The organism is Nonomuraea sp. NPDC003707 (genome assembly GCF_053587055.1).
Map to the genome: position 1 here is coordinate 194649 of NZ_JBSFNK010000016.1, position 24291 is coordinate 218939.

A 24291-nucleotide genomic window follows, 5' to 3' on the forward strand; every position below is an offset into this window, starting at 1 on the left:
CCATGGCTGAGTACGGCGAAATCAGAACCGACAGACACTGCGTTTTCCTCTTGCACGCTCATTTGGTTTGCGTCACCAAGTTCCGGCACAAGGTGTTCACCGGTACCCACGTGACCCGCCTGGAAGAGATCACGAGGGCCGTCTGCGCCGACTCCGAGCGGGCGGCTGTCTGTTCCCGCGGCGGGCTTGTCACCGGAAATTCCGCCAATATTGGCCCATAGTCGCATTTCGGTCCTTACCATAATCGCCGCGGCGATCACCGGTGAGAGTCTCCGGTGCCGATGCCGCAGGGAGTTTCACGTGCGAAAGATCGCGGCCACCACGCTCGCCATCATCACCCCCCTCGCCGGAGCGAGCGCCGCTCCGGCAGCCGCCGAGGCCACGCCCGACCGGTCCCAGGTCGTCGTCATCGGCCACCGCGGCGCGGCGGGCCACCGCCCCGAGCACACGCAGGGCGGCTACGAGCTCGCCGTGGCCATGGGCGCCGACTGGATCGAGCCCGACCTGGTGCCGACCAAGGACCACGTGCTGGTCGTCCGGCACGAGAACGAGATCTCCGGCACCACCGACGTGTCGCTCCACCCCGAGTTCGCCACGCGCAAGACCACCAAGGTCGTCGACGGGCGCAACGTGACCGGATGGTTCACCGAGGACTTCACGCTGGCCGAGCTGAAGACGCTGCGCGCGGTCGAGCGGCTGCCCGCGATCCGCCAGCGCAACACCGTCTACGACGGCTACTACCAGGTGCTCACCTTCCAGGAGGTGCTCGACCTGGCCCAGCGGCTCTCCCGCCAGTACGGCCGGCAGGTCGGCGTCTTCCCCGAGACCAAGCACCCGACGTACTTCAGGTCGATCGGGCTGCCGCTGGAGGAGCCGCTGATCGAGACCGTCAAGCGCAACGGCCTCAACCGGCCGGGCGGTCCGGTGGTGGTGCAGTCGTTCGAGCCGTCCAGCCTCAAGCGGGTGGCCAAGGACCTGCGCGTGCCGCTGTGGCAGGCGCTGGGCACCACCGGCCGGCCGTACGACCTGACCGTGGCCGGGGACCCGACGACCTACGCGGACATGATGAAGCCCGAGGGACTGGCGAAGATCGCGCAGTACGCGCAGTGGATCGGGCCGGACAAGTCCTCGGCGATCCCGCTCAACCCGGACGGCAGCTCGGGCACCCCGACGACGCTGGTCTCCGACGCGCACAAGGCGGGACTGAAGATCGGCGTGTACACCTTCCGCAGCGAGAACCAGTACCTGCCGCTGCAGCTGCGCCGCGGCCAGGTCGCGACCGACCACGGTGACGCGCTGTCGGAGTACCGCGCGCACCTGGACCTGGGCGTGGACGCGTTCGTCACCGACTACCCGGACGCCGCCGTCCTGGCGCGGGGCGAGCGGGGCAAGCCGCACAAGCAGGTGCAGCCCCAGCAGCAGTTCGACAACGGGCTGCCGGAAGAGGGCCGACAGTAGGCAGTTGACCGGGGCCGCCTCCGTGCGGAGGCGGCCCTCAGCCTCTCCGGAGGCGCTTGATCAACGGCCAGGCCAGCAGCACGAGGATGACGGCGTAGATCGTGTAGGAGACGGGCCCGCCGAGCAGGCCCGACAGGTCTCCGCCGGACAGCTGCAGGGAGCGGCGGCCCTGGAGTTCGGCGCGGGGGCCGAGGATGACGCCGACGATCAGCGGCAGCACCGGCAGCCCGAAGCGGCGCATGCCGAAGCCGAGCAGCCCGAGGAGCAGCAGCAGGATCAGGTCGAACGGCTGGGCGTTGACCGCGTAGGCGCCCATGGAGGCGAAGAACAGGATGCCCGCGTACAGGTAGGGCCGGGGGACGCGCAGCAGCCTGGCCCAGGCGGGGGCGAGGGGCAGGTTGAGGACGAGCAGGAGCAGGTTGCCCACGAACAGGCTGGCGATCAGCGTCCAGACCAGGGTCGGCTGGCGCTCGAACAGCAGGGGGCCGGGCTGGATGCCGTACGACTCGAACGCGGCGAGCATCACCGCGGACACGGCCGTGGTGGGCAGGCCGATGGCCAGCATCGGCACCAGGGTGCCGGCGGCGGAGGCGTTGTTGGCGGCCTCCGGTCCGGCGACGCCTTCGATCGCGCCGTTGCCGAACTCCTCCGGCCGCTCGGCCAGCCGCTTCTCGGTGGCGTACGACAGGAAGGTGGGGATCTCGGCGCCGCCGGCGGGCAGGGCGCCGAAGGGGAAGCCGAGGGCGGTGCCACGCAGCCAGGGCTTCCAGGAGCGCCGCCAGTCCTCCGCGCCCATCCACGGCCGGCCGACCGGCACGACGGGCACGGCCTTGCGGCGCAGGTGCGCGGCCACCCACAGCGCCTCCCCGACGGCGAAGATGCCGACGGCGACCACGACCACGTCGATGCCGTCCGCGAGTTGCGGGATGCCGAGCGTGAGCCGCTGCTGACCGGTCACTCCGTCGATGCCGACGGTGCCGATGACCAGCCCGGCCAGCAGGGAGGCGAAGCCGCGCACCCGCGAGCCGCCCAGCGTGGCCGAGACCGCGACGAAGGCCAGCAGCATGATCGCGAAGTAGTCGGGCGCGCCCAGGCTGATGGCGAACCTGACCACCACGGGGGTGACGAGCACCAGCGCCAGGGTGGCGATCGTGCCGGCCACGAACGAGCCGATGGCCGCGGTCGCCAGGGCCTGGGCGGCCCGCCCGGCCTTGGCCATCTTGTTGCCCTCGATCGAGGTGATCACCGAGGAGGACTCGCCGGGGGTGTTGAGCAGGATGGAGGTGGTCGAGCCGCCGTACATGCCGCCGTAGAAGATGCCCGCGAACAGGATGAAGGCCTGGGTGGGATCCATCCCGTACGTGACCGGCAGCAGCAGAGCCACGGTCATGGCCGGGCCGATGCCGGGCAGCACGCCGACGGCGGTGCCGGCGACCACGCCGATGAGGGCCACCAGGAGGTTGCCCGGGGAGGCGACGTTGGCGAACCCGTCGAGCAGGAGGCGCAGGTTGTCCATCACAGGATCCCCTGCAGCACGCCGGCGGGCAGGTTGACGCCCAGGCCGATCGCGAACGCGTAGAAGGTGATCAGCGCGAGCGCGACGGCGATCAGCAGGCCCCGCACGTGGTGCCGGTTGCCCAGGGCGAAGGCCGATCCCCAGAACAGGATCGTGCCGCTGATGACCCAGCCCAGCCAGTCGATGAGGGCGGCGTTCAGCAGGAAGGCGCCGATCAGCAGCAGCACCGTGCGCCAGTCGACGCGGGTGGTCAGGTCGACGTCCTCGCCCGCCTCCGGCTCGCCGCGGCCGCCGCGGGCGACGTCGATGCCGTACGCGACGGCGACCGCGAGCAGGCAGGCCCCCAGCAGGATGGGGACCGGGCGGGGGCCGATGGGGTCGTTGCTGCTGGTCAGGTGCGTGATCCGGAGGGCGTCGGCGATCACCAGCGCGCCGGTCAGGGCCAGGAGGGCGCAGACGCCGTACTGGGCGCGGTCCCGGCTCATGCCAGCCCGAGTTCGGACAGGATCGCCGCGACGCTCTTGTCCTGTTCGGCGAGGTAGGCGGTGAACTGGTCGCCGGTGAGGAAGGCGTCCGTCCAGCCGCGCTTGGTCAGCTCGGTCTTCCATTCCTGCGAGTCGTGCATACGGGTGATGGCGTCGATCCAGGTCTTCCTGTCGGCGTCGCTGATGCCGGGGGCCGCCACGATGCCGCGCCAGTTGCTGAAGACCAGGTCGATGCCGGAGGCCTTGAGCGTGGGGACGTCCTTGACCACGTCGATCGGCTCCGCGCTGGTCACCGCGAGGATGCGCACGGTGCCGGCCTCGACCTGGTCGAGGAACTCGCCGTAGCCGCTCGCCCCGAACCCGATCTTGTTGCCGAGGATCGCGGGCAGCAGCTCGCCGCCGCCGTCGTAGGAGACGAAGTTCACCTGCTTGGGGTCGATGCCGACGGCCTTGGCCAGCTGCATCGGCAGCAGGTGGTCGGGACCGCCCGGCGAGGAGCCGCCGCCGACGGTGACCTTCTCGGGGTCCTTCTTCCACGCCGCCACCAGGTCGCCGATCGTCTTGTACGGCGAGTCCTTCGACACCACGATCGCGCCCGCCTCCTCGATGAGCTTGGCGATCGGGGTGGTCTGGGTGAGCGTCGCCGTGGACTTGGAGGCGTAGGAGGCGCCGACGACGCCCAGGCCCATCAGCATGGCCAGCTTGCCGTTGCCCTTTTCGTTGATCGTGCGCTGCAGGCCGACCGTGCCGCCCGCGCCGGGCAGGTTGAACACCTGCACACCCGAGGCGATCTTCGTGTCCTCCATGACCTTGGCGGCCGTACGGGCGGTGGTGTCGTAGCCGCCGCCGGGGGTGTTGGGCACCATGACGCGCAGCCCGCTGACGGGCTCGCCGGCCGCGCTCGCGCCCGTGCCTGTCTGCTTGGCCGCGGTCGCCCCGCAGGCGCTGACCGCGAGCATCGACAGCGCCGCCAGTGCGCCGAGGAGGGCGCCGATCCGATTTCTCACAATGGTCTCTTTCGCATGGACAAGTGCAGCGCCATGATTATGCGAACCCGGCCGACAGGCCGTCTGCCTTGTGTGACCAGCGGAGATTGTGTTCATTGTGTTCGTGAGACGCCGCCGCCCGACTCTGGCCGGAGAGATGCTGATCCTGCAACTGGCCATCGTCTTGATGGTCCTGTTCGCCGTCGGCGCCCTCTCGCTGGCCCAGTCCGAGGCGACGTTCGACCGCGTCGAGGGACGGCGGGTGACCGCGCTGGCCGAACAGCTCGCCTGGAATCCGCTCGTACGCGCCCGGATCGACCAGCCGGCGCCCGGCGAGGTGCTCGCCCCGCTGGTGCACGCGACGCTGACCCAGTCCGGCGTCACGATGGTCACCGTGGCCGACGCGAGCGGCAAGATCATCAGCTCGACCGACACCACCATCGTCGGAGCCGCGCTGCCGCTGGGCGATCCCGGCGTCGCCCGGGCGCGGGGCTGGTCCGGTCACCTGGTGGTCGACGGGGTGCCCGAGGTCGCCGCCCAGGTTCCCGTCCTGAGCGACGCTCCCGCCGACCACGGCGCTCACCTGGGCACGGTGATGATCGGCGTGGCCGCCCCCACGGTGGGGGAACGGCTGGTCGGCGCCTCCTCGTACCTGCTGACCTACCTCGGCGTCGCCGTCGCGCTCGGCGGCGCCGGGTCGTGGCTGCTGGCCAGGCGGATCAAACGCCAGACCCTCGGTATGGAGCCCCGCGAGATCGCCGGCCTGACCGAGCACCGCGAGGCCATGCTGCATGGCATCGCCGAAGGCGTGGTCGCGCTGGACCCGCAGCACCGGCTCACCATGGTCAACGACATGGGCAGGACGCTGCTCGACCTCCCCGACCACTGCGTCGGCATGAGCCTGACCGCGCTCGGCGTCCAGGGCCGCCTGTACGACGTGCTGAGCGGCGCCGACGAGGCCCACGACGAGATCGCCCTCCACCGGGGCCGCGTGCTGGTCATGAACCGCATGATGATCGACAAGGACGGCCGCCGCCTCGGCTCGGTCACCACCCTGCGCGACCGCACCGAGCTCGCCCAGCTCGAACGCGAGCTCGGCTCCTTCCGCAGCTCGACCGAGCTGCTGCGGGCCCAGGCGCACGAGTTCGCCAACCAGCTCCACGTCATCTCCGGGCTGATCCAGGTCAGGGAGCACGACGAGGTCGTCCGCTACATCCGGGCGATCCGCGAGCACCGCGAGTCCCTCGACCTGAGCCTCAGCAGCCGTGTCCGCGACACCTCCGTCGCCGCGCTGCTCATGGCCAAATCCTCCCTCGCCGCCGAACGCCGCGTCGAGCTGCGCCTGTCCGGACGCACCGCCCTGGACCGGCTGGACCCCCTGGACGCCGCGGACGTGGCCACCGTGACCGGCAACCTCGTCGACAACGCCATCGACGCCGCCTGCGGCAGCGGCGAGCCGGCCTGGGTGGAGGTGGAGCTGCGCCAGGACACCTCCAGCGTCGAGATCGTCGTACGCGACTCCGGCCCCGGCGTCGCACCCGAACTCGCCCATGAGGTCTTCACCCGGGGCTTCACCACGAAAGCCGCCCGAGGCGGCGAACGCGGCATCGGCCTGGCGCTCACCCAGCTCGTCTGCCGCCGGCGCGGCGGCGAGGTCGCGGTGACCAACACCGCCGACGGCGCCATGTTCACCGCCCGCATGTCCGTCGGCCGCCTGGCGATGGAGGTATCCCGATGATCGACGTACTGGTCGTGGACGACGACTTCATGGTCGCCAAGGTCAACAGCGGCTTCGTCAACCAGATCGAGGGCTTCCGGGTGATCGGCACCGCCGGCTCCGGCGAGCAGGCCCTGGAGCGCGTCTCCGAGCTCCACCCCGACCTGGTGCTGCTCGACCTGTACCTGCCCGACGTCTTCGGCCTGGAGGTCATCACCCGGATGCGCGCCGCCGGACACGACTGCGACGTCATCGTGATCAGCGCGGCCCGCGAGCTCGACGCGGTACGCGGGGCCGCCCGCCGGGGTGTCAGCGACTACCTGCTCAAGCCGTTCGACGTCGACGACCTGCGCGTCCGGCTGGAGCGCTACGCCGCCCGGCGCGCCGGCCTGGGCAGCACGGTCATCACCAGCCAGGCCGACGTCGACCGGCTCCTGGCCGGGACCGGCTCGGCGATGCCCGCCACGCTGCCCAAGGGCATGAGCGTGGAGACGGCCGAGCTGGTCAAACGCGCGCTCCGGGAAAGCGGCGGCACGCTGTCGGCCACCGAGTGCGCCGCCCAGGTGGGCGTCTCCCGGGTCAGCGCCCGCCGCTATCTCGAGCACCTGACCGCGATCGGCCAGGTCGAGGTCTCCCTGCGCTACGGCGGCACCGGCCGCCCGGAACGCCGCTACCGGTGGCACCGCCCGGCGTGATTCCCCGGGCCGGCGGGCACGCGGGCGGCCGCATCGGCATTAGGGTCTACTACCAGGTCACAGGCCGCGACAACTGGAGCGACACCCTTGCCGACGACACCGACAAGGCCGGATCCCCACTGCCGGATGCGCACTGGCTCGGACAACCCCACACTAATCAGGACATCTCATTTGGGTAGAGCTCTCCAATGACCTGGTCGGCCAGCCGGTGAGGACGTAAGTGATCGCAATGCCCCGCATCCGCACATCGCGAAGGGAAAGCATGACCTCCAGCACCACTCGCGCCACAGGCGAACCGGACCGCCACCGCACCGAGGCGGCCCCGGCCCGGCTCGCGCCGAACGACCTCACGTTGTTCCTGGGACAGTGGCTGCGATCCCCGCTGCGGATGGGCGCCGTCGCGCCCAGCTCGCGGCACCTCGCGCGCGCGGTCTCCTGCCCTCTCCCGGAGCGCGGAGAGCCCGTCGTGGTCGAGCTGGGCCCGGGCACGGGGCCGTTCACCGCGGAGATCCAGCGCCGGCTCGACGGCCGCGGCCGCCACCTGGCCATCGAGCTCAACCCGCGCCTGGCCGACCTGCTCCGCCACCGCTACCCGGGAGCCGAGGTGATCCAGGAGGACGCCAAGCATCTGCGGCGGCTCCTGGACGAGCGCGGGATCGAGCGCGCCGACGTCGTGGTGAGCGGCCTGCCCTGGACCCTCTTCCCGGCCGCCGACCAGCAGCAGCTCATGGACGCGACGACCGCGATCCTCGGGCCGTACAGCGTCTTCACCGCCTTCACCTACCTCCACGCCGTCCCGCTGAGCTCCGCGCGCCGCTTCCGCGACCTGCTGGCGGACCGCTTCGAGGAGGTCGTCCCCAGCCGCACCGTCTGGCGCAACTGGCCCCCGGCCTTCGTCCTGCACGCCCGCCGGCCCCGTTCCTGACGGGAAAGCGAGACGCCGCCCATGGCCATGTATCCGGGCCATGGGCGGCGTCAGCGCCGGCTGGTTCAGCCGGCCGTCTTGAAGGACGGGGTCACGAACGAGCCGCCCCAGTTGAGCCGGTCGGTCGGCCACAGCCGCCCGGGCTGCCGCTTGGCCATGATCTCGGCCTTGCCGCCCACCTCGCAGCGGTAGCCCTTCGGGGGCACCGTCAGCGAGATCAGGTAGTTGTCGATGGGCACCGTGCTGCACTCGTCCTTGCCGTAGATGCGGTGGCCCCAGCCCTCGTAGGTGAGCAGCGTCGCCTTCGAGCCGAGCTGGCGGCCCACGTTGGCGGACCACATGTACGGAGTGGCGGGATCGTGCAGCGAGTTCCCGAGCAGGATCGGGGCGTCACCCGTGTACCGCAGCGCGTGCGGCGGGTTCGTCGGGGTCGAGTTGAGGCAGATCGGCAGGTCGTCGTACGGGAACGGGTGGTACCGCACGTCGGGCGCCAGGCTGTTGGAGACCTTCATGAGAGCCGCGTACTCCGCGTAGTTCCGCACCCGGAGGTTGTAGTCCTGGCACAGGATCCGGGTCGGCAGCTCGGCCACGTCGCCCTCGACGGGGCCCCGCCCCGGCAGCGGCGGCACCCACGACGGCTCAGCGCCGCCGCTCAGCCAGTTGATGACCTCGCTCAGCGTGCGCCAGTCGGGCCCCTCGGTGCCGAGCGCGGCGTTGTAGATGACCTGCAGCTCCGTCATCGGCTTGTCTGGGGCGGTCGGGTAGTACAGCTCCCCGCGCCGCGCCTTGGCCAGCAGGTCCCGCCACATCGCGCGGACGTCACGCCCGTGCAGGATGCAGCTCTCGTCGGCCTCGCACCAGCCCACGAACTCGTCGAACGCGTCCTCGACCGCGACCGCCTCGGTGGCGAGGAAGCCCGCGACGCCGAGGCTGTGGTCCATGTTGCTGTCCAGCGCGAGCGCCCGGATGCGGTTCGGGAACATCTCGGCGTACATCTGGCCGATCAGCGTCCCGTACGAGATGCCGTAGTAGGTCAGCTTCTCCTCGCCGAGGGCGGCGCGCAGGGCGTCCATGTCGCGGGCCACGTTGCGCGAGTCGACGTGGTCGTACAGCGGGCCGGTGCGCTCCCGGCAGTCCTTGTGCAGCTTCTTGGTGAAGGCGTCCCAGGCGTCGAACTGGGCCTGGGAGGAGATGACGGTGTGCGGCATCTGGTTGTACACCGACGCCGAGCAGATCACCGGGTGGCTGCGGCCCACGCCTCTGGGGTCGAATCCGACGATGTCGAAGCGCCTCTGGAGCTCATCGGTGAACCAGGTGGCGCCGTACACGGACTCCACGCCGGACCCGCCGGGACCGCCCGGGTTGATCACCAGGGAGCCGACCCGGGCCGCGGGGTCCGTGGCCTTGCGCCGGGCGATGGCCAGGTCGATCTTCTCGCCGTTCGGGTTGGACCAGTCGACCGGGACGGCCAGCTTGCCGCACTCGGCGGTGGGCTCCTCCTCGCAGGGCGCCCAGGCGATGCTGCCTGTCGCGGTCTCCCCCGAGGCTCCGTCCCGCGTGGCCGCGCCTGCGGCCGGCGAGACGGGCAAAAGCGCCGCTAACGCCACGAAGGCGGCAGCCAGCACAGAGTACTTTCGTCGCACATTGCTCCAATCGTCGTCGGCTGGCCCCCGCGCGGCACGCGGCCGACTCTGATCATCCCCGTCGACGGCCCCGTAGCCCGGCGGCGCGCGGTGAGCGCGCGCACCATGGGCGGGCCGAGCGCAACATCCAGCCGATCCCCTACGTTCGCTCGTACGTCCTACCACGAAACATATGGACGTGTTCGGGACTTATTCAGACACGTCCAAAATCAGCAAGAAGCAACGGCAGGCGTCCCCTGTGGGAACAAGCTGTCGAACACCGCGACCCGGTCGAAGGACATCGCGCGGGCGCGGGCGCGAAGCTCCAGGTCCTGCCGTTCGGCGGCGGGCATGTCGAGGACCACCCGGTCCACGGCCGCGACCAGCCCGGCGACGTCCCCGGGTTCGATGACGACGGCGGTGTCGCCGACCGCCTCGAGGGTCCCGCCCGTCGTGGTGGTGACGATCGGCCCGCCGCCGGAGAGCATCTTCTCGGCCAGGGCGATGCCGAACGTCTCCACGAACTCGGGCTCGGGCTTGGTGGGCAGGACGTAGGCCGCGCAGCCGCGCATGAGCAGCGGCTTCTCCTGGTCGTCGACGTCGGTGAAGAGGACCACCCGATCGTCGCCCTCGGCCGCCGCCCGCACCTGCTCCAGCGCCGGGCCGGTGCCGACGACGGCCAGTTTCACCCGTGACCGGCAGCGCATCCGGCCGAAGGCGGCCAGCAGGTCGTGGATCCCCTTGGCCCGGGTCACGCGGGACAGGAACAGGATGTATCCGTCGCGCTCCAGGCCGCGTCGCGCGAGCGCGGCGTCCACCTGGGCCGGGTCCGGGTCGAGGAAGGCGGCGGAGTCGATGGGCGGGTAGCTGACGGTGACGCGACGCCGGCACTGTTCGGCGAACGTGGTGCCGCAGTGGGCGTCCACCTGCTCGGCCGAGGCGACGATCTCCTCTCGGGTGTACTCGGAGACCGCGACGACCTCGTCGTTGGCCAGGAAGGTGGTGAACAGCACGGTCGCCGCGCCGAACCGGCCTTCCCGCAGGCACGAGCGGATCACGTTGGTCACGTCGGAGCCGACGGCTTTCGCGATGGTGTGGACGTCCGGCGCGAACCCGGCCGCCCGCGCGGCCGCGACCGCGTCCACGACCACCGCGGTGTGCGGGGCGAGGTACATGGACAGGCAGGTCGTGCGTAACGGCTCGGCGAGCAGCTCGACGAGGCGGCCGGTGAGCCCGGCCTGGTGGCGTCCGTCGGGCACCCGGTAGTCGCCGACCGGTTCCGGCCGCTCCACGGTGATCCCGGCGCTGTACGGCAGCAGCCGGTCCAGCGGCTTGAGCGGCAGCCCGGCCGCCTGCAGCGTCGGGATCGGCCAGGTCAGCAGCCGTACGTCGTCGAATCCGCGGGTCAGCGCCACCTCGGCGAGATTGCGGGCCTCGCCGGAGTGGCCGCAGATGACCGGGTCGGCCCTGACCACGATGACGAGACGGCGACGGGGGTGGGTCATCACGGTTCCTCCGGTGTCGCGGGCGGATCGGACAGGGACGGCGGGCGGATCCCCCGGCCCCACGCCGACGGCTCCGGCCCCAGCCGCAGGTGCAACCGGCCGCCCCGGTGCACGGTGGCGGCGCTCAGGTGTGTCGCGTGCAGGGGCTCGCCGTTGAGGGTCGCCGACTGTACGTACTGCGCGGGCGGGTCGCCATCGATGCCGTCGACGCCGATCGGCGTCTCGCGGAGCCCGCTGGTCTCGATGACGAACTCGTTGCCGCCCGCCCGGAGCACGGCCCGTTCGAACGCGGGCGCGTTGACCAGGAACAGGTTCTGCCCGGCGACCGGGAACAGCCCCAGCGACGCCCAGACGTACCACGAGCTCAGACCGCCGGAGTCGTCGTTACCGGGCAGCCCTCCGGGACCGGTGCCGAACTGCCAGGTCAGCGCCGCCTGCACCACCTGGGCCGTGCGGTCGGGCCGGCCCGCGTAGTGGTAGGCCCACGGCGCCTCCATGTCGGGCTCGTTGTTCAGCCCTTCGAACCGGTTGAGGGCGTAACCGGCCGCCATCTCCGTTGTGCGCGGGCGGCGGCCGGGCTGCGTCACCGGTGCGGCGCCGAAGCCGAAGAACCTGTCCAGCTTGTCGATGAAGGCCGCGTCGCCGCCGGCCAGGGCGATCCTCGCGGCCATGTCGTGCAGCAGCCTGAACGAGTAGTTCCACTTGCCGCCCTCGTAGAACTCCGAGTCGCGCAGCAGCCCCGTGCCCGGGTCGAAGGCGTTGGACCAGTGACGGCTGCGGTCCTCGAGGTCGGCGGCGAGGCGCCGGTCGTTCAGCGCGCGGGCGACCTGCGCCGTGCAGTGGTGGGCGTAGGCGAGGTCGAGGGTGTGGGTGATCGGGTGCACCACTCCGTGCTCGAAGAAGTCCTCGCCGTACATCCGGCGCAGGTCGTCGACCATGTGCACGAGCGCCCAGTTCCAGTCCAGGCCCGCCCAGCCGAGCGCGTGGGCGTCCGCCAGCGCGGTGTGCGCGAGCGCGCTGGCCTGGCGGAAGAACCGGTCGGCGCCGCGGGACATCCGGTAGCCGATCGGGAAGTTGCCCTCTTCCTCGCAGACCCGGATCAGCGACTCCAGCAGGTCCGCGGCCCGGTCGGGGGCGACGGCCGCGAGCAGCGGCAGCTGGGTCTTGTAGATGTCCCACATGGTGCACACGTCGAACGCGAACGGCCCGGGAGTGGGCCAGAACGGGCTCTCGTCGTCGGCGACGCACGGCTTGATCAGCGCGTGGTAGAGCGCCGTCGCGAACACGGTCCTGCGGGCCGGCGTGCCGCCCTCGACCTGGACCCGGTCGAGGTGATCGCCCCAGCGGGCGCGGGTCCCGGCGCGTACCGCGTCGAACGCCGGCTGCCCCTGCCCGCACTCGCGTTCCAGGTTCTCGCGCGCCTGGTCGCACCCGCGCAGCGAGAAGCCCAGCCGTACCTCGATGGTCTGCCCCGGCGCGGCCGGGCCCATGTAGAGCATGCCGAAAGGGCGCAGCGTGGTGTGCCGGATGCTGTCGAAGTCGAGGCGCGTGCCGCCGTCGATGAGCCGCCGGTCGTACCAGAGCATCTGCCGCCAGCCCGGGCTGTCGACGTCCACGACGACCGACAGCGGGACGCCCTCCATCACGACCGTGCCCTGGGTCCGCCCGTGCCCCGTGCTCTCCACCTGGGCCCGCAGCGGCACCGTACGGCCGAGCTCGATGTCCAGGCCGCCGCAGGACAGATCGATCACCACACGGGCGCTGCTGTGCTGCGGGAACGTGTACCGGTGCACGGCGACCTTGGCGCCCACGGTGAGCTCGCAGCGGACCCCGGTGTCCAGGGTGGCCGCGTAGTAGCCCGCCTCCGCCACCTCGTCGTGCAGCGGCCAGGCCTCCCCCAGCGCGTCCAGCGGCTGCACCATCGGCGTGACCCGGACGTAGTTGTAGTACTTGCGGATCGCGCCGGTGCCGGACTGCTGGAAATGGGTGAACCCGGACGCCTGCAGCCGCTCCAGCATCTCCTCGGGCACACCTTCGGTGTTCTTCGTGTACCTCCCGTACCCCGTCGGGTACGCGCCGGAGTAGGCGCAGGCGGACACCATGCCGAGCGGCGAGGTGGCTCCCGGATGGGTGTTGCCCACCTGCGGTTTCGGCCACCACCAAGTGGCGGCCAGACCACGTGCCCGGGGCAGGTCGGTCGCCGAGGTGCCGATGAACGGATCAACGTTGTCGAGGATGGCGGGACTCTATCCGGCGCGATCCCGCCTTGGGTTTCGGCGAGATGAACTTCTTGGCCTGCGGCGAGTAATGAAGATTTGATCCGGCACCGCCGAAACGTCACTGGCCCACCTTCGCCAGGAAGTCCCTGGTGGAGGTGGTGTAGGCGGAGCAGAGCAGACTGCCCAGCCGCGTCGCCCCGCCGTCGCCGAAGCGCCGGGTCGCGACGCCCATGGCGTTCACGCTGCGCTCCACCGCCACGCTGGAGACCGCGACCACCGTGTCACCGCGCCGGTCGACCCAGCGGAACGCCTCCCGGAGCAGCGCGCGGGCGAGCGGCCCGAAACCCACCGTCGCCTTGTGGGACCAGGCGCCCGCGGTGGCCAGCCGGCTGAGCTCCCAGACGGCCGGATCGCACGGTGCCTGGCCACCGCGTAACGCCTCGGAGAAGACGTCGCGGAGCATGTAGGGACCGACGGTCGGGAGCAGCCGGCAGCACCCCATGACCTCCTGGCGGTCCTCCGCGTAGCCGATCACGTAGACCGGATCGCAGTCGTCGTAGGAGTCGCGCTCCCTGCCGTGGAAGCTGTCGACATCCCAGTGCAGGCGTTCGTAGAACACCGTGTGGCGCAGGCGGAACATGCCGTCGACCAGCCACTCCGGCAGTTCCCTCGCCCCGCCGACCACGATCCGTTGCGCGCATCTCTCCCCCGGCGAACCGCCCACGAGCGCCTCCGCGAATGATCAGGATCCCCTTTTGTGTGTTGTTCGCGGGAGCGGGGTCTCTGGATTCAGCGTACGGAGCAGATCGCGTCCTCGATCACCCGCGTCACGGCGTCCGGGTGCGAGATGAGCGTGAGGTGGGAGCCGCCGGGGAACTCGGTGACCTTCGAGCCCGCCCGCTTGGCCATCGCCCGCTGCGAGGCCGGCACGATGATCCGGTCGCCGGTGGCGATGAAGTACCAGGACGGGATCGTCCTCCACGCGGCGGCCTTCGACGGCGTCGTGAACGCGACCGTCGAGGCGGCCCGCTGGGAGGCCCACAACCGGTCGGCCGTCTCGCGGGGCAGGTCGGAGGCGAAGGAGCGGAGGAACACCTCCCGCTTCAGGTACAGGTCGGCCGCGCCGCCGCTCGATCCGGGGTAGGCCGAGCGGTCGTAAAGGGTGGCCGGGTCCCCGCCGAGCGCCGAGCCGGTGCCGCTGAGCTGTCCCGTGGTCTCGCCGACGTCCGGCGCCGCGGCGCTGACGTACACCAGCGCCTTGACGCGCGGGTCGCCGGCGGCGGCATTCGTGATCACCGAGCCGCCGTAGGAGTGCCCGACAAGCACGACCGGCCCTGGCAGGGTCCGCAGGAAGTCCCGTACGGTCTGCGCGTCACCGGTCAGGCCGCGCAGCGGATTGGCCACGGCCCGCACGGCGTGACCCGCCCGCTGCAGAGCCCGCACCTCCCCGCTCCAGCTGGAGGTGTCGGCCCACGCCCCGTGCACCAGCACGACCGTCGCCCTGCTCGCCCCCGGCGACGGACACGACCCGTGCCACGCCGCCGCCGCACCGGGCACCGGCACGACGGCCACGACCGACAGGAGAAGGACACACGAAACCCGGCATCTCGTCATGTCGTACCCCTCTCCTGCTGGACCTCAAAAGGGCCCTATTCATTCACGCTGACATCCGCACCACCCGAACAAGGTCATGAAAGTGACAAACAGCGCCTAAATCATCTGAGCCAGCTTCTGCTTCGTCATGGAGAACCTGCCGCACCTTGACCTCGCCTAGGTGGCGCAGCGCCGACGCCTGGAGTAGGCGGTCGCCATACGGCATAAGCTCCACGAAGCAAACAATGGGCGGTTACGCCATTCCCTATTCGAAGGAGTGCGGGTGAAAGCTGGACGCGTGGCCGCGGCGATGGCCTTACTGTCCTTCGTACACTTAGGCAGCGGCTGTGCCGCATGCACCGTCTCACAGGGCCCACCGGTTACCTTGCCCAAATCCGACGCGGCGGCCGACGTGGTGGTCCGCGCGTATCTCGCCGCCGTCGAGGCGCGTGACGCCGACGCGGCCCGCGCTCTGTCGGCGCCCTCTTATTACGAACGCGTCCACAGCTGGTCGAATGATCCGATCGATACATGGACCAGCCTGAAGGTCTCCGAGGTCGACAAGCCGGAGCCCGACACGTATGGGTCTGGCGGCTACCGGCAAGTACGGCGGGTCTTCGTTGATATCGAGGTTCACCGGTGCAACGAAGAGCCTCCGGACGACGACCCGCATTATCCCTACACCTTTCTGGTGGGGAGGCAGTCGGACGACGATCCTTGGAAGGTCATCGATTTTGGTGGATTGGCGTGAACGGTCGCGGTGGCCCTCAGGGGCTACGGCTGGTCGTCGAAGGTCACCACCACCTTCTCCGCCGCACCGGGCGTCAGCGTGAAATCGAAGGCGCGTTCGACCTCCGAGAAGGGGACGGTGTGGCTGATCAGCCGGGCGAAGCGCTCCTGGTGTGCCACGATCTCCGGGGTCACCTCGAAGATCTCCGTGGGGTAGCCCTGGGAGCCGAGGATGGTCATCTCGCTGCGGAGGATCGCGCCCAGGTCGATGGGCTCGGGCTTCGTGTGCACGGCCACCGTGACCAGTTTGGCGCCCCACTTCGCCGACGACAGCGCCGTGTTGACGACGGCGGCCACGCCCGCGGCGTCGATGTAGATGTCCGTGCCGGGGCGGGGCCGGCCCAGGGAGTCGGTGCCCTGGCCGTGCAGTTCCGTCAGGCGCGCGGCCACGTCCTCCCGTGCGGAGTCGATGACGGCGTCCGCCCCCACGGCCAGGGCGGTCTCCAGGCGCTGCGGGATGACGTCGGCGACGGTCACGTGCTCGACCCCGCGCAGCTTCAGCCAGATCGCGGCGCCCAGGCCGATGGGGCCGGCGCCGAACACCAGGACCTTGTCCGTCGGTCCGGCCCCGGAGCGGTTGACGCAGTGGCGGGCGACCGCCATGGGTTCGTTGAGCGCGGCGACGGCGAACGGCACCGTGTCGGGGAAGACCGCCACGCTCTTGCCCGCGACGGCGTTCTCGATGAGCAGGTATTCGCTCATGCCGCCGAGCGCGCCGCCGCAGCCGATGATGCCTGAGGGAGCGGCCTGCGGGTTGACGACGACGCGATCGCCGGTCTTCAGGGTGGTGACCTCGGCGCCCACCTCGACGATCTCGCCCGCCGGCTCGTGCCCGAGCCGGATCGAGGTCAGCCGCCCGTCCGGGCCCAGCGGCATGCCACCCATGCGCAGGAAGGTCAGGTCGGTGCCGCAGATGCCGCAGGCGCGGATCCGCAGCAGGGCGTCCTTGGGACCGGGGACGGGACGTTCGACGTCCACCATCTCGATCGTGCCCTGTGCGCCGGTCTGGACGGACTTCATCGTGGCCATGGAGGGACTCTCTTTCGAATGCGGGGCCCTTTTCACCAGGCCGAGGCGGGGAGTCGGTCGGCGCCGGCCGCGATCGCCTGGCGCCAGGGGCGGATCGCCTTGGGCGGCATGCCCACTGTGAGCACTCCGGTCAGGCGATCCCCGGTGCGGTACGCGGCCAGGAACCGGCGCTGGTCCAGGTCCCCCTCCATCACGGCCACGCCGTCATGGCCACGCAGCTGGCCGTACGCCTGGATCTTCATGTCGTACTGGTCGGACCAGAAGTAGGGCACCGGGGCGAAAGGCCTGCGCGCCTCGGGGTGGAGCAGGTTGCGGGCGGCGGCCATGCCCTGTTCGGCGGCGTTCGTACGGTGCTCGATCCGCATCGACGTGCCGAACAGCGGGTTGTGCCAGCGCGCGACGTCCCCGGCGGCGTACACGTCGGGCGCGGCGGCGCAGTGCGCGTCGCAGACCAGGCCGTCGGCCACTGTCAGGCCGCTGCCGGCCAGCCATTCGGTGTTCGGCAGGGAGCCGATGGCGACCAGGACCTCGTCGGCCTCGACCAGTTCGCCGTCCGCGAGCCGTACCCCGCCCTCGTCCACCTCGGTCACGGTGACCCCGGTGCGCAGGTTCACCCCGTGCTCCAGGTGGGCCCGGGACAGCACGCGTCCGACCTGTTCGCCGAGGGCGTGGGCGAGCGGGACCGGCGCCGGTTCGAGGAGGGTGACCTCGCAGCCGAGGCCGCGGGCCACCGCCGCGGCCTCCGCCCCGAGGAATCCCGCGCCGACCACGGCCAGGCGCCGCCCGGGCCCCAGCCGCCCCCGCAGGGCCAGGGCGTCGTCCAGGGTGCGCAGCACGTGCGCGCCCCGGCCGGGCAGGCGGCGCGGCCGCACCCCGGTGGCCACGACCAGCCCGTCGTACGGCACCACGGCCCCGTCCGCCAGCCGCACCGTACGTTCGGCGAGGTCAAGACCGGTCGCGGCGACCCCGAGCCGCAGGTCGAGGCCGAGCGCGTCGAGATCGGCGGGCGGGCGCAGCGGCAGCCGCCCGGCGCTCCACTCGCCCGAGAGGATCTGCTTGGACAGCGGCGGACGGTCGTAGGGAGCCTCCGGCTCGTCACCGACGAGGGTCAGCGTGCCGTCGAAGCCCTCTCTGCGCAGGGTTTCGGCCGCCGCCAGCCCGGCGGCCGAGGCGCCGACGACGAGGATCCGCTTCATCGTTCCACCAGCCGGATCGCCGCCGCGGGGCAGATCGCCACGGCCTCCCGGACCCCGTCGAGAAGCCCGGCGGCGGGAGTCTCGTCCAGCAGGATCGCGACGCCGTCATCGTCCCGCTGGTCGAACACCTCGGGGGCGGCCAGCACGCACTGCCCCGACGCCACGCACTTCGGTTCGTCCAGTTCTACTCGCATGGGATTTCTTCCTTCCTTGATCAACCGAGCCAGGTGACGGGCAGAGAACGCAGGCCGTAGGCGATGCCCTCGAACGCGAACGGGACCTCGTCCACCGGCACCGCCAGGCGGAGTGTCGGCACGCGGCGGTAGAGCGTGCCGTAGACGACCTGAAGTTCCACGCGGGCCAGCGACTGGCCCAGGCACTGGTGCGGCCCGTACCCGAACGCCTGGTGATGGCGCGCGGCCCGGCCCAGGTCGAGCCGCTCGGGCTCGGGGAACGTGCCGGCGTCCCAGTTCGCGGCGGACACGTCGAAGACGATGCCGTCCCCGGCCCGGATGACCTGGCCGCCGAGCTCGATGTCCTCCAGGGCGATCCGCCGGACCCCGGTGTGCACGATCGTCAGGTAGCGCAGGAGCTCTTCGACCGCGTTCGCGATCACCTTCGGGTCGTCGGTGTCGCGCAGCACGGCGAGCTGGTCAGGGTTCTGCAGCAGGAGCAGCGTGCCGAGGGAGATCATGCTCGCGCTGGTCTCGTGCCCGGCGATCAGCACGGCCACGCCCATGGTGACGGCCTCGGCGCGGGTCATCTCGCCGGCCTCGATCCGGGCGGCCAGCTCCGACAGCATGTCGTCGGCGGGAGCGGTCATCTTCTGTCCGAGCAGGCCGTCGAGATAGCCGTAGAGCGCGGCGCCCGCCTCCTGCGCCTCCTGCTCCGACGCGCTGTGGCTGACCGCGACGGTGCTGTTGCGGTGGAAGAACGCGCTCTCCTCGTACGGCACGCCCAGCAGTTCGCTGATCACCAGCGTCGGCACGGGCAGGCCCAGCGCGGTGACGAGGTCGGCGGGCCGCGGCCCGGCCAGCATGGCGTCGATCAGGTCGTCGGTGATCTTCTGGATCGCCGGGCGCAGGGCCTCGACCCGCTTGACGGTGAACGGGGCGTTGACCATCCGGCGCAGGCGGGTGTGTTCGGGCGCGTCGGTGTTGGTGATCAGCGCCGGAATGACCTTCGCGGCCTCCGCCCGGCCTCGGGTCATGTGCGGGAACCCGGGCAGTTTCTCGTCGATGCTGAGGCGCGGATCGTTCATCAGCGCCCGCTGGTCGGCGTGCCGGGTGATCAGCCACGGCGTGCTGCCGTCCCAGATCCGCACCTTGGAGACGGGCTCCTCGGCGGTCAGCCGCCGCACGTCCGCCGGTGGGTGGAACGGGCAGCGGCTGTCCCTGGGCATCGGGTACCCGGGAGCGTCGGCCATAGGTCTCTCCTTCGGTCCTGTACGACAAGTGCCGACCTAGCCGATCGGCAAGCTAATTCCTAGCCGATCGGCAAGCCGCAAACCAGGCATTGTGAGGTAAGTCACTTGCCGATCGGCAGGTTGGATGCTTGCCGATCGGCAAGCTAGAATCCGGACAGACCACAGGAGAGAAGGAGCAGACGTGACAGCGAGAACCGCCCGGAAGGGGCCCGTCGCGCCGGACACCCGGCAGCGCCTCATCGACGTCGCGGTTCGCCTGTTCGCCCGGCACAGCTTCGCGGGCACGTCGCTCCAGATGATCGCCGACGAGATGGGCATCACCAAGGCCGCCGTCTACCACCACTTCCGCACCCGCGAGGAGCTGCTCAGCGCGGTGGTCGAACCGGCGCTGCGCCAGCTGCGGGCGGGCATCGAATCGGCCGAGACGAAACGTACGCCCCACGCGCGGGCCGAGCACCTGCTCACCGCCTACGCCACCCTCGCCGTGGAGCACCGGGCCGTGGTCGCCGTCCTCGCCACCGATCCCGGAGCGATCGACCTGCTGCGCGGCCAGCCGGAGTCCAGCGACCTGATCAACCGCCAGCTGGCCATCCTCGCCGACATCACGCCCGGCCCGGCCGGCTACGTCAACGCCACCATCGTGCTGGCCGGCATCGCCTCCGCGGCCAGGCCGGCCCTGGTCCACGTCGACGACGACATCCTGCTCCGGCAGCTCGTCGAGGCCGGCCGGCGCGCGCTCGGGCTGCGGGCACCACGCCGCCCGGCCCCCGCCACGTCGCCACCCGAGCCGGCCTCGACGACCTGACCGTCAGGGGCGCTCCTGCGTGCTCGCCTCACCCCATCACGCCGGCCGGCATCTCAAGGCGATCGCGTGAGCGCCTGCTCAGAGGGCGAGCGCGCGGACGACCTCCTCGTCCACTCCGATCCCCAGGCCCGGGCCGGTGGGCACCTGGGCGACGCCGTCGGTGACCGTGATGACCGGATCCGTGGCGTAGGGGCTGGTGATGAACTGCCGGCCGTTGAGGTCCACCGGCGTGTCCACGCCGAACGCCGCGAACAGGTGGAGCGAGGCCGCCAGCCCGATGTCGGACTCGGTGAGGCCGGAGCCCATGATCGCCAGGCCGCAGTCCTCGGCGAGCTGGCACTGCCGCAGCGCCAGGGTCAGCCCGCCGCAGCGCTGCACCTTGGCGACCGCGACGTCGATGGCGTCGAGCCGGACGAACGTCGCCAGGTCGCTCGGATGGCGCAGGCTCTCGTCCACGGCCACCGGGATGGGACTGGCGTCACGCAGGCGGCGCAGGCCGGCCACGTCGTTGGACGGCAGCGGCTGCTCGAAGACGGCCACGTCCAGGTCGGTCAGGCGCCGGGCCACCCGGAGCGCGACGGCGGCCGTGTAGCCCTGGTTGGCGTCCACCCAGAGCACGGCGTCGGGAGCCGCGGCGCGCACGGCCTCCACGATGGCCACGTCCTCGTCCTCGGTGTGCAGGCCGACCTTGACCTTGACGTGGCGGTAGCCGAGCGCGCGGCCCTCGGCCACCGAGTCCGCGGCCACGGCGGCCGACTCGGTGGCCACGATCCAGGCCAGCTCGATGGTGTCGCGCCTGCGCCGGCCCCACAGCTCGCCGAGGGACAGGCCGAGGCTGCGGGCGTAGGCGTCGTGGCAGGCCACGTCGACCGCCGCGCGCGCCAGCGGCATGCCGATCGAGAAGCCCTTGCTGATCGTACGGTCGAAGGCGCGGCAGAGCCCGTCCAGGTCCCACAGCGGGCGGCCGACGGCCGCCGGGGCCAGGTAGTTCTCGATGGTGGAGACGATGGACTCGGTGGTCTCGTACGTCCAGGAGGGGATCGGGGTGGCCTCGCCCCACCCGATGGCCCCGTCGTCGGCGGTGACCTTCACCAGGACTCTGACGGCCGGGCGGCCGCCCTGGACGACGGACCCGCCCGCCACGGCGAAGTCGCGCAGCGAGGGCAGGCCCACGGTGAAGGTCTCGACGCGTGCTATCCGGTTCACGTGATTCAGTACCATTCGGACTTGTCGACCAGATTGATCAGTTCGCGCCCGGCCACGAAGCGCCGGGCGTTCTCCAGCAGTACGGCGAAGCGCCGCTCGTCGCCGTGCGGCCCCACGCCTCCCACGTGCGGGGTGATGAGCACGTCCGGACGCCGCCAGAGCGGGTGATCGGCGGGCAGCGGTTCGGTCTCGAAGACGTCCAGGGCCGCGCCGGCCAGGCGCCCTTCGGCCAGGGCGGCCGTCAGGTCGTCGAGCCGCACGATGGGCCCGCGGCCGATGTTGACGACGTACGCCCCGGGCTTGGCCAGCGCCAGCCGCCGCGCGTCCAGCAGGCCCTCGGTGGCCGGGGTGTGCGGAACGGTCAGGATGACCAGGTCCGCCTCGGGAAGCAGCCGGTCGAGGGCGTCGGCCGGCAGCACCTCGGCGAAGCCCGGCACGGGGCCGCCGCGCCGGGCGTCCACGCCCACCACCCTGGTGCCGAACGCCGCCAGCAACCTGCCGACCTCGGCCCCGACCGCGCCCACCCCCACCACCAGGGCGGTGGCCTCGCCCATGGACAGCACGGCGCCGGGGTCCCAGTCGGGCGCCCAGCGCGCGCGGGCCTGTTCGCGGGCGTACCTGGGCAGGCCCCTGGCCAGCGCGAGCACGAGCGCCAGCGCGTGCGCGGCAACGTGGTCGGTGTAGGTGTCGCGCATGTTGGTGACCTGCACGGGGTGCGCGACCAGGGCCGGATGGTAGAAGCCCGGAGGCGGCCCGGCCTGCGGGGCCTGCAGCCAGCGCAGCCGTCCGGCGTGCGCCAGCAGGTCCGCGGGCAGCGTGCCGTAGGCGGCGTCGGCCTCCGCCAGCGCCCGCGCCGCCTCCTCCTGGGTCTCCGGCTGGAGCACGACGAGCTCCGGCACCGCCTGCTCCAGCCGGGCCCGCCAGCCCGCGGTGGCCGGATCGTGCGGCGGCAGCAGCACCAGGGTGGCTGGGCTCACGCCCTCCTCGCCAGTCCGGACTCGGTGATCTCGTACAGCAGCGGCTCTCCCGCGATGTAGCGGGCCAGCTCCTCGGCCATCGCCTGTCCGTGGCGGCGCCGCTCGAAGCCCAGGCTGCCCGCCACGTGCGGGGTGACGACGATGTTGGGCATCGTGAACAGCGGCGACCCGGCGACGGGCGGCTCCGGTTCGGTGACGTCGAGGACGGCGAACAGGTCGGTCCGCCGGCTCAGCACGTCCACGAGCGCGGCCTCGTCGACGAGGGCGCCGCGCGCCGTGTTGATCAGGGTGGCGTCGGGCTTCATCGACTCCAGCAGCTCGGTGCCGACCAGGCGCTGCGTATCGGGGGTGAGCGGCGAGTGCAGGCTGACCACGTCGGAGGTGGCGAACAGCTCCTTCAGCCCGACGAGACGCACGCCGAGTTCCGCCGCCTGCGCCGGGTCTGCGTACGGGTCGTAGGCCTGCACGTCGAGGTGGTGATGGGCGAGCAGCCGCGCCGTGGCCCGGCCCGTGGCGCCGAGCGAGACCAGCCCGACCACCGCGTCGTAGGCCCCGATCTCGGGCCCGCGCGGGGCGGTGGCCGCGGCGGCGCGCGCGGCCAGCACGTAGCGCCAGCCGTGCTTGAGCGCGTACAGGATCTGCGAGAGCGCGAACTCGGCGACCGGCTCGGCGTTGGCCGTGGCCGCCGAGGTGACCCGCACCCCCCTGGCCCACATCTCCGGGGTGACCATCCCCTTGATGGAGCCCGCGCCGTACAGCACCAGCGAGAGCTTGGGCGCGGCGGCGAGCAGGCCGGCGTCCAGCTTGGGCGCCCCCCACCCGGTCACCAGCACGTCGAGGTCGGCGAGCACGTCCGGGGTGATCCGGTCGGCGGTGAGCGGGGGCGAGGCGATGGTCAGGTGCCGCTCGATCGCCTCCCTGGCCTGAGGGCCGTAGACGTCGTCGAAGCGGTTCGGGTCCATCACGTACAGCCCGTTCAGCATTGCCTCTCCTTCACGCGAGCCGCCGCCCGCACGCTGGCCAGGCGGGCAGGCGAGCCCAACCCGGCGTGGTAGTAACGTAGCTGCCGCGCTCCCCCTGCGATGAGGTCGGCGGCAAGTGCCGGGATCCGGGCGTACCCGTCCTCCAGCACGGTCAGGTTGGCGACGAGGGGGATCTCGGTGCGGCTCGCCGCGGCCTTCACCTGGGCAAGTGCCGCCTCCTCCGGGCCCCAGCACTTGAGCACGTACGCGTCGACCGGCGCGTCGAAGGAGGCCAGGTCGATCCCCACGTCGGGGCCGGTGACCTGCGGGTCGTCGGTGGCCATGAGCAGCAGCTCGCGGCCGGCGGCCGGCACCGCCACGTCCCGGACCAGGTCGGCGATGACCCGGCCGCGGTGGTCGTAGACGGCCTGGGCGCGCTCGTGGCCGAGCGCGTCGCCCAGGCTCTCCCCGGCGGGGACGCCCTGCTGGAGCTCCCCGTCCACGGCGGCGCGCACGTCGCGCGCCAGCTCCTCGACGTCCAGGCCGCGCTCCGCCAGCCCGCTCCGGCAGGCCGGGCAGAGGCAGAGCGACAGCAGGGCCCTGCCGCAGGCGGACAGGTGGGCGCCGGAGGTCTTCTCGTGGTGTCCGGCGTGCTCGGCGCCCAGCCAGCCGCACGCCTCCAGCATCAGCGCGGGCACGTCGTACTGCTCGCAGACCTCGCTCACGAGGGTGAGCGCGTAGTCGTGGACGGCGGGCTGGGCAGGGCAGAGCGCGTAGGGGTATGACTCGCCGTACGCGTTCCTGACCGTCAGGTCGGGCGCCTCGCGGCCCAGCACCGAGGAGTGCGTGAGCACCATCCAGGCCTCGGCCCGCAGCCCGGCCCCCGCCAGCGCGGCCAGCGCCGTCCCGAACCGGTCCTCGTCCGGCACCCCCCAGCTCGGCGGGTACGGCTTGAGCCGCCCCCGCCAGCGGTCGGGACGCAGCCGGAAGTAGGCCGCCGCGTGATCGGCCTGAACGATGCGGTGGCGCGGATGCCACGCGGTGGTGGCCCGGACCGAGTGGTAGGCCGCCTGCAGGGTCACCGTGCTCACACCGAGCCCGGCGATGCGCTCGGCCGCCGCGGGGTCGCCCACGAGGTCCCAGGTGTAGGCGAACGCGCCGTGCCTCATCTTCAAGCGGA

The 24291-nt window shown here is 71.6% G+C and carries 23 protein-coding genes; 7 read left to right on the top strand and 16 right to left on the bottom strand.

Going from position 1 to position 24291, the window contains the following annotated elements; all coding sequences use genetic code 11:
• The first annotated feature begins 2 nt into the window (after positions 1 to 2).
• Positions 3 to 221, top strand: coding sequence for a transposase (locus ACWDRB_RS35935; protein ID WP_449901323.1), 219 nt, complete (start codon positions 3 to 5; stop codon positions 219 to 221).
• A gap of 79 nt (positions 222 to 300) precedes the next feature.
• Positions 301 to 1458, top strand: a complete 1158-nt coding sequence (locus ACWDRB_RS35940; protein ID WP_449901325.1) for a glycerophosphodiester phosphodiesterase — start codon at positions 301 to 303, stop codon at positions 1456 to 1458.
• Positions 1459 to 1495: 37 nt separating this feature from the next.
• Here the strand turns inward: ACWDRB_RS35940 and ACWDRB_RS35945 are convergent, their stop codons facing one another.
• Genes ACWDRB_RS35945 through ACWDRB_RS35955 form a run of 3 tightly spaced genes read right to left on the bottom strand, consistent with a single transcriptional unit; the run spans position 1496 to position 4466 of the window.
• Positions 1496 to 2974 (bottom strand): tripartite tricarboxylate transporter permease, encoded by a 1479-nt coding sequence (locus ACWDRB_RS35945; RefSeq protein ID WP_449901328.1) that lies wholly within the window; start codon positions 2972 to 2974, stop codon positions 1496 to 1498.
• Positions 2974 to 3459 carry a tripartite tricarboxylate transporter TctB family protein gene (locus ACWDRB_RS35950; protein ID WP_449901330.1) on the bottom strand — a complete coding sequence of 162 codons (486 nt, stop codon included), beginning with the start codon at positions 3457 to 3459 and terminating at the stop codon, positions 2974 to 2976. The genes ACWDRB_RS35945 and ACWDRB_RS35950 overlap by 1 nt, the downstream gene beginning before the upstream one ends.
• Positions 3456 to 4466 carry a Bug family tripartite tricarboxylate transporter substrate binding protein gene (locus tag ACWDRB_RS35955; protein ID WP_449901332.1) on the bottom strand — a complete coding sequence of 337 codons (1011 nt, stop codon included), beginning with the start codon at positions 4464 to 4466 and terminating at the stop codon, positions 3456 to 3458. The genes ACWDRB_RS35950 and ACWDRB_RS35955 overlap by 4 nt, the downstream gene beginning before the upstream one ends.
• Before the next feature lie 103 nt (positions 4467 to 4569).
• On the opposite strand from ACWDRB_RS35955, the gene ACWDRB_RS35960 reads away from it, so the two are divergent.
• From ACWDRB_RS35960 to ACWDRB_RS35970, 3 genes are all read left to right on the top strand, one after another.
• Positions 4570 to 6183: an ATP-binding protein gene (locus tag ACWDRB_RS35960; RefSeq protein WP_449901334.1), complete on the top strand. Its 1614-nt coding sequence runs from the start codon at positions 4570 to 4572 to the stop codon at positions 6181 to 6183.
• Positions 6180 to 6857, top strand: a complete 678-nt coding sequence (locus ACWDRB_RS35965; protein ID WP_449901337.1) for a response regulator — start codon at positions 6180 to 6182, stop codon at positions 6855 to 6857. Before ACWDRB_RS35960 ends, ACWDRB_RS35965 begins: the two co-directional genes overlap by 4 nt.
• A 262-nt stretch (positions 6858 to 7119) precedes the next feature.
• Positions 7120 to 7782 carry a class I SAM-dependent methyltransferase gene (locus tag ACWDRB_RS35970; RefSeq protein WP_449901340.1) on the top strand — a complete coding sequence of 221 codons (663 nt, stop codon included), beginning with the start codon at positions 7120 to 7122 and terminating at the stop codon, positions 7780 to 7782.
• Between the two features lie 65 nt (positions 7783 to 7847).
• On the opposite strand, the gene ACWDRB_RS35975 is transcribed toward ACWDRB_RS35970, so the two are convergent.
• From ACWDRB_RS35975 to ACWDRB_RS35995, 5 genes are all read right to left on the bottom strand, one after another.
• Positions 7848 to 9425 (bottom strand): alpha/beta fold hydrolase, encoded by a 1578-nt coding sequence (locus ACWDRB_RS35975; RefSeq protein WP_449901342.1) that lies wholly within the window; start codon positions 9423 to 9425, stop codon positions 7848 to 7850.
• A gap of 209 nt (positions 9426 to 9634) precedes the next feature.
• Positions 9635 to 10909 carry a glycosyltransferase gene (locus tag ACWDRB_RS35980; RefSeq protein ID WP_350731789.1) on the bottom strand — a complete coding sequence of 425 codons (1275 nt, stop codon included), beginning with the start codon at positions 10907 to 10909 and terminating at the stop codon, positions 9635 to 9637.
• On the bottom strand, positions 10909 to 13146 hold the full coding sequence (locus tag ACWDRB_RS35985; protein WP_449901449.1) for a glycoside hydrolase domain-containing protein: 2238 nt from the start codon (positions 13144 to 13146) through the stop codon (positions 10909 to 10911). The genes ACWDRB_RS35980 and ACWDRB_RS35985 overlap by 1 nt, the downstream gene beginning before the upstream one ends.
• Before the next feature lie 100 nt (positions 13147 to 13246).
• Complete coding sequence (locus tag ACWDRB_RS35990) at positions 13247 to 13852, bottom strand: acyl-homoserine-lactone synthase (RefSeq protein WP_449901344.1); 606 nt, start codon at positions 13850 to 13852, stop codon at positions 13247 to 13249.
• 65 nt (positions 13853 to 13917) lie between these two features.
• Positions 13918 to 14700: an alpha/beta fold hydrolase gene (locus ACWDRB_RS35995; protein ID WP_449901346.1), complete on the bottom strand. Its 783-nt coding sequence runs from the start codon at positions 14698 to 14700 to the stop codon at positions 13918 to 13920.
• 304 nt (positions 14701 to 15004) lie between these two features.
• Between ACWDRB_RS35995 and ACWDRB_RS36000 the strand changes: the two genes are divergently transcribed.
• A complete protein-coding gene (locus tag ACWDRB_RS36000; RefSeq protein ID WP_449901349.1) occupies positions 15005 to 15472 on the top strand; it encodes a hypothetical protein in 468 nt (155 codons plus the stop codon).
• Between the two features lie 23 nt (positions 15473 to 15495).
• Here the strand turns inward: ACWDRB_RS36000 and ACWDRB_RS36005 are convergent, their stop codons facing one another.
• Genes ACWDRB_RS36005 through ACWDRB_RS36020 form a run of 4 tightly spaced genes read right to left on the bottom strand, consistent with a single transcriptional unit; the run spans position 15496 to position 19161 of the window.
• On the bottom strand, positions 15496 to 16539 hold the full coding sequence (locus ACWDRB_RS36005) for a zinc-dependent alcohol dehydrogenase (protein WP_449901351.1): 1044 nt from the start codon (positions 16537 to 16539) through the stop codon (positions 15496 to 15498).
• A gap of 32 nt (positions 16540 to 16571) precedes the next feature.
• Positions 16572 to 17735, bottom strand: coding sequence for an NAD(P)/FAD-dependent oxidoreductase (locus tag ACWDRB_RS36010; RefSeq protein ID WP_449901353.1), 1164 nt, complete (start codon positions 17733 to 17735; stop codon positions 16572 to 16574).
• The gene (locus ACWDRB_RS36015) at positions 17732 to 17929 is read right to left on the bottom strand and encodes a ferredoxin (RefSeq protein ID WP_397230572.1); all 198 of its coding nucleotides are present in this window, start codon (positions 17927 to 17929) and stop codon (positions 17732 to 17734) included. The genes ACWDRB_RS36010 and ACWDRB_RS36015 overlap by 4 nt, the downstream gene beginning before the upstream one ends.
• A 20-nt stretch (positions 17930 to 17949) precedes the next feature.
• Positions 17950 to 19161: a cytochrome P450 gene (locus ACWDRB_RS36020; RefSeq protein WP_449901357.1), complete on the bottom strand. Its 1212-nt coding sequence runs from the start codon at positions 19159 to 19161 to the stop codon at positions 17950 to 17952.
• Between the two features lie 181 nt (positions 19162 to 19342).
• Here ACWDRB_RS36020 and ACWDRB_RS36025 point away from each other — a divergent pair, with 181 nt between their 5' ends.
• Positions 19343 to 19966, top strand: a complete 624-nt coding sequence (locus ACWDRB_RS36025; RefSeq protein WP_449901359.1) for a TetR/AcrR family transcriptional regulator — start codon at positions 19343 to 19345, stop codon at positions 19964 to 19966.
• 78 nt (positions 19967 to 20044) lie between these two features.
• Here ACWDRB_RS36025 and ACWDRB_RS36030 read toward each other — a convergent pair whose 3' ends face one another.
• The 4 genes from ACWDRB_RS36030 to ACWDRB_RS36045 are packed head-to-tail and all read right to left on the bottom strand — an operon-like array spanning position 20045 to position 24286.
• Positions 20045 to 21172, bottom strand: a complete 1128-nt coding sequence (locus tag ACWDRB_RS36030) for a mandelate racemase/muconate lactonizing enzyme family protein (protein WP_449901361.1) — start codon at positions 21170 to 21172, stop codon at positions 20045 to 20047.
• Positions 21173 to 21177: 5 nt separating this feature from the next.
• Entirely contained in the window at positions 21178 to 22149 is a 972-nt protein-coding gene (locus tag ACWDRB_RS36035) for a D-2-hydroxyacid dehydrogenase (protein WP_449901364.1), read from the bottom strand.
• Positions 22146 to 23132 (bottom strand): hydroxyacid dehydrogenase, encoded by a 987-nt coding sequence (locus tag ACWDRB_RS36040; RefSeq protein ID WP_449901366.1) that lies wholly within the window; start codon positions 23130 to 23132, stop codon positions 22146 to 22148. The genes ACWDRB_RS36035 and ACWDRB_RS36040 overlap by 4 nt, the downstream gene beginning before the upstream one ends.
• On the bottom strand, positions 23126 to 24286 hold the full coding sequence (locus ACWDRB_RS36045; RefSeq protein WP_449901368.1) for a hypothetical protein: 1161 nt from the start codon (positions 24284 to 24286) through the stop codon (positions 23126 to 23128). Before ACWDRB_RS36045 ends, ACWDRB_RS36040 begins: the two co-directional genes overlap by 7 nt.
• Positions 24287 to 24291 lie beyond the last annotated feature (5 nt).

Coding starts and splice junctions, on each gene's coding strand:
- ACWDRB_RS35935 (WP_449901323.1), top strand. CDS start 3: ATGGCTGAGTACGGCGAAATCAGAACCGACAGACACTGCGTTTTCCTC.
- ACWDRB_RS35945 (WP_449901328.1), bottom strand. CDS start 2,974: ATGGACAACCTGCGCCTCCTGCTCGACGGGTTCGCCAACGTCGCCTCC.
- ACWDRB_RS35950 (WP_449901330.1), bottom strand. CDS start 3,459: ATGAGCCGGGACCGCGCCCAGTACGGCGTCTGCGCCCTCCTGGCCCTG.
- ACWDRB_RS35965 (WP_449901337.1), top strand. CDS start 6,180: ATGATCGACGTACTGGTCGTGGACGACGACTTCATGGTCGCCAAGGTC.
- ACWDRB_RS35970 (WP_449901340.1), top strand. CDS start 7,120: ATGACCTCCAGCACCACTCGCGCCACAGGCGAACCGGACCGCCACCGC.
- ACWDRB_RS35980 (WP_350731789.1), bottom strand. CDS start 10,909: ATGACCCACCCCCGTCGCCGTCTCGTCATCGTGGTCAGGGCCGACCCG.
- ACWDRB_RS36005 (WP_449901351.1), bottom strand. CDS start 16,539: ATGGCCACGATGAAGTCCGTCCAGACCGGCGCACAGGGCACGATCGAG.
- ACWDRB_RS36010 (WP_449901353.1), bottom strand. CDS start 17,735: ATGAAGCGGATCCTCGTCGTCGGCGCCTCGGCCGCCGGGCTGGCGGCG.
- ACWDRB_RS36015 (WP_397230572.1), bottom strand. CDS start 17,929: ATGCGAGTAGAACTGGACGAACCGAAGTGCGTGGCGTCGGGGCAGTGC.
- ACWDRB_RS36020 (WP_449901357.1), bottom strand. CDS start 19,161: ATGGCCGACGCTCCCGGGTACCCGATGCCCAGGGACAGCCGCTGCCCG.
- ACWDRB_RS36040 (WP_449901366.1), bottom strand. CDS start 23,132: ATGCTGAACGGGCTGTACGTGATGGACCCGAACCGCTTCGACGACGTC.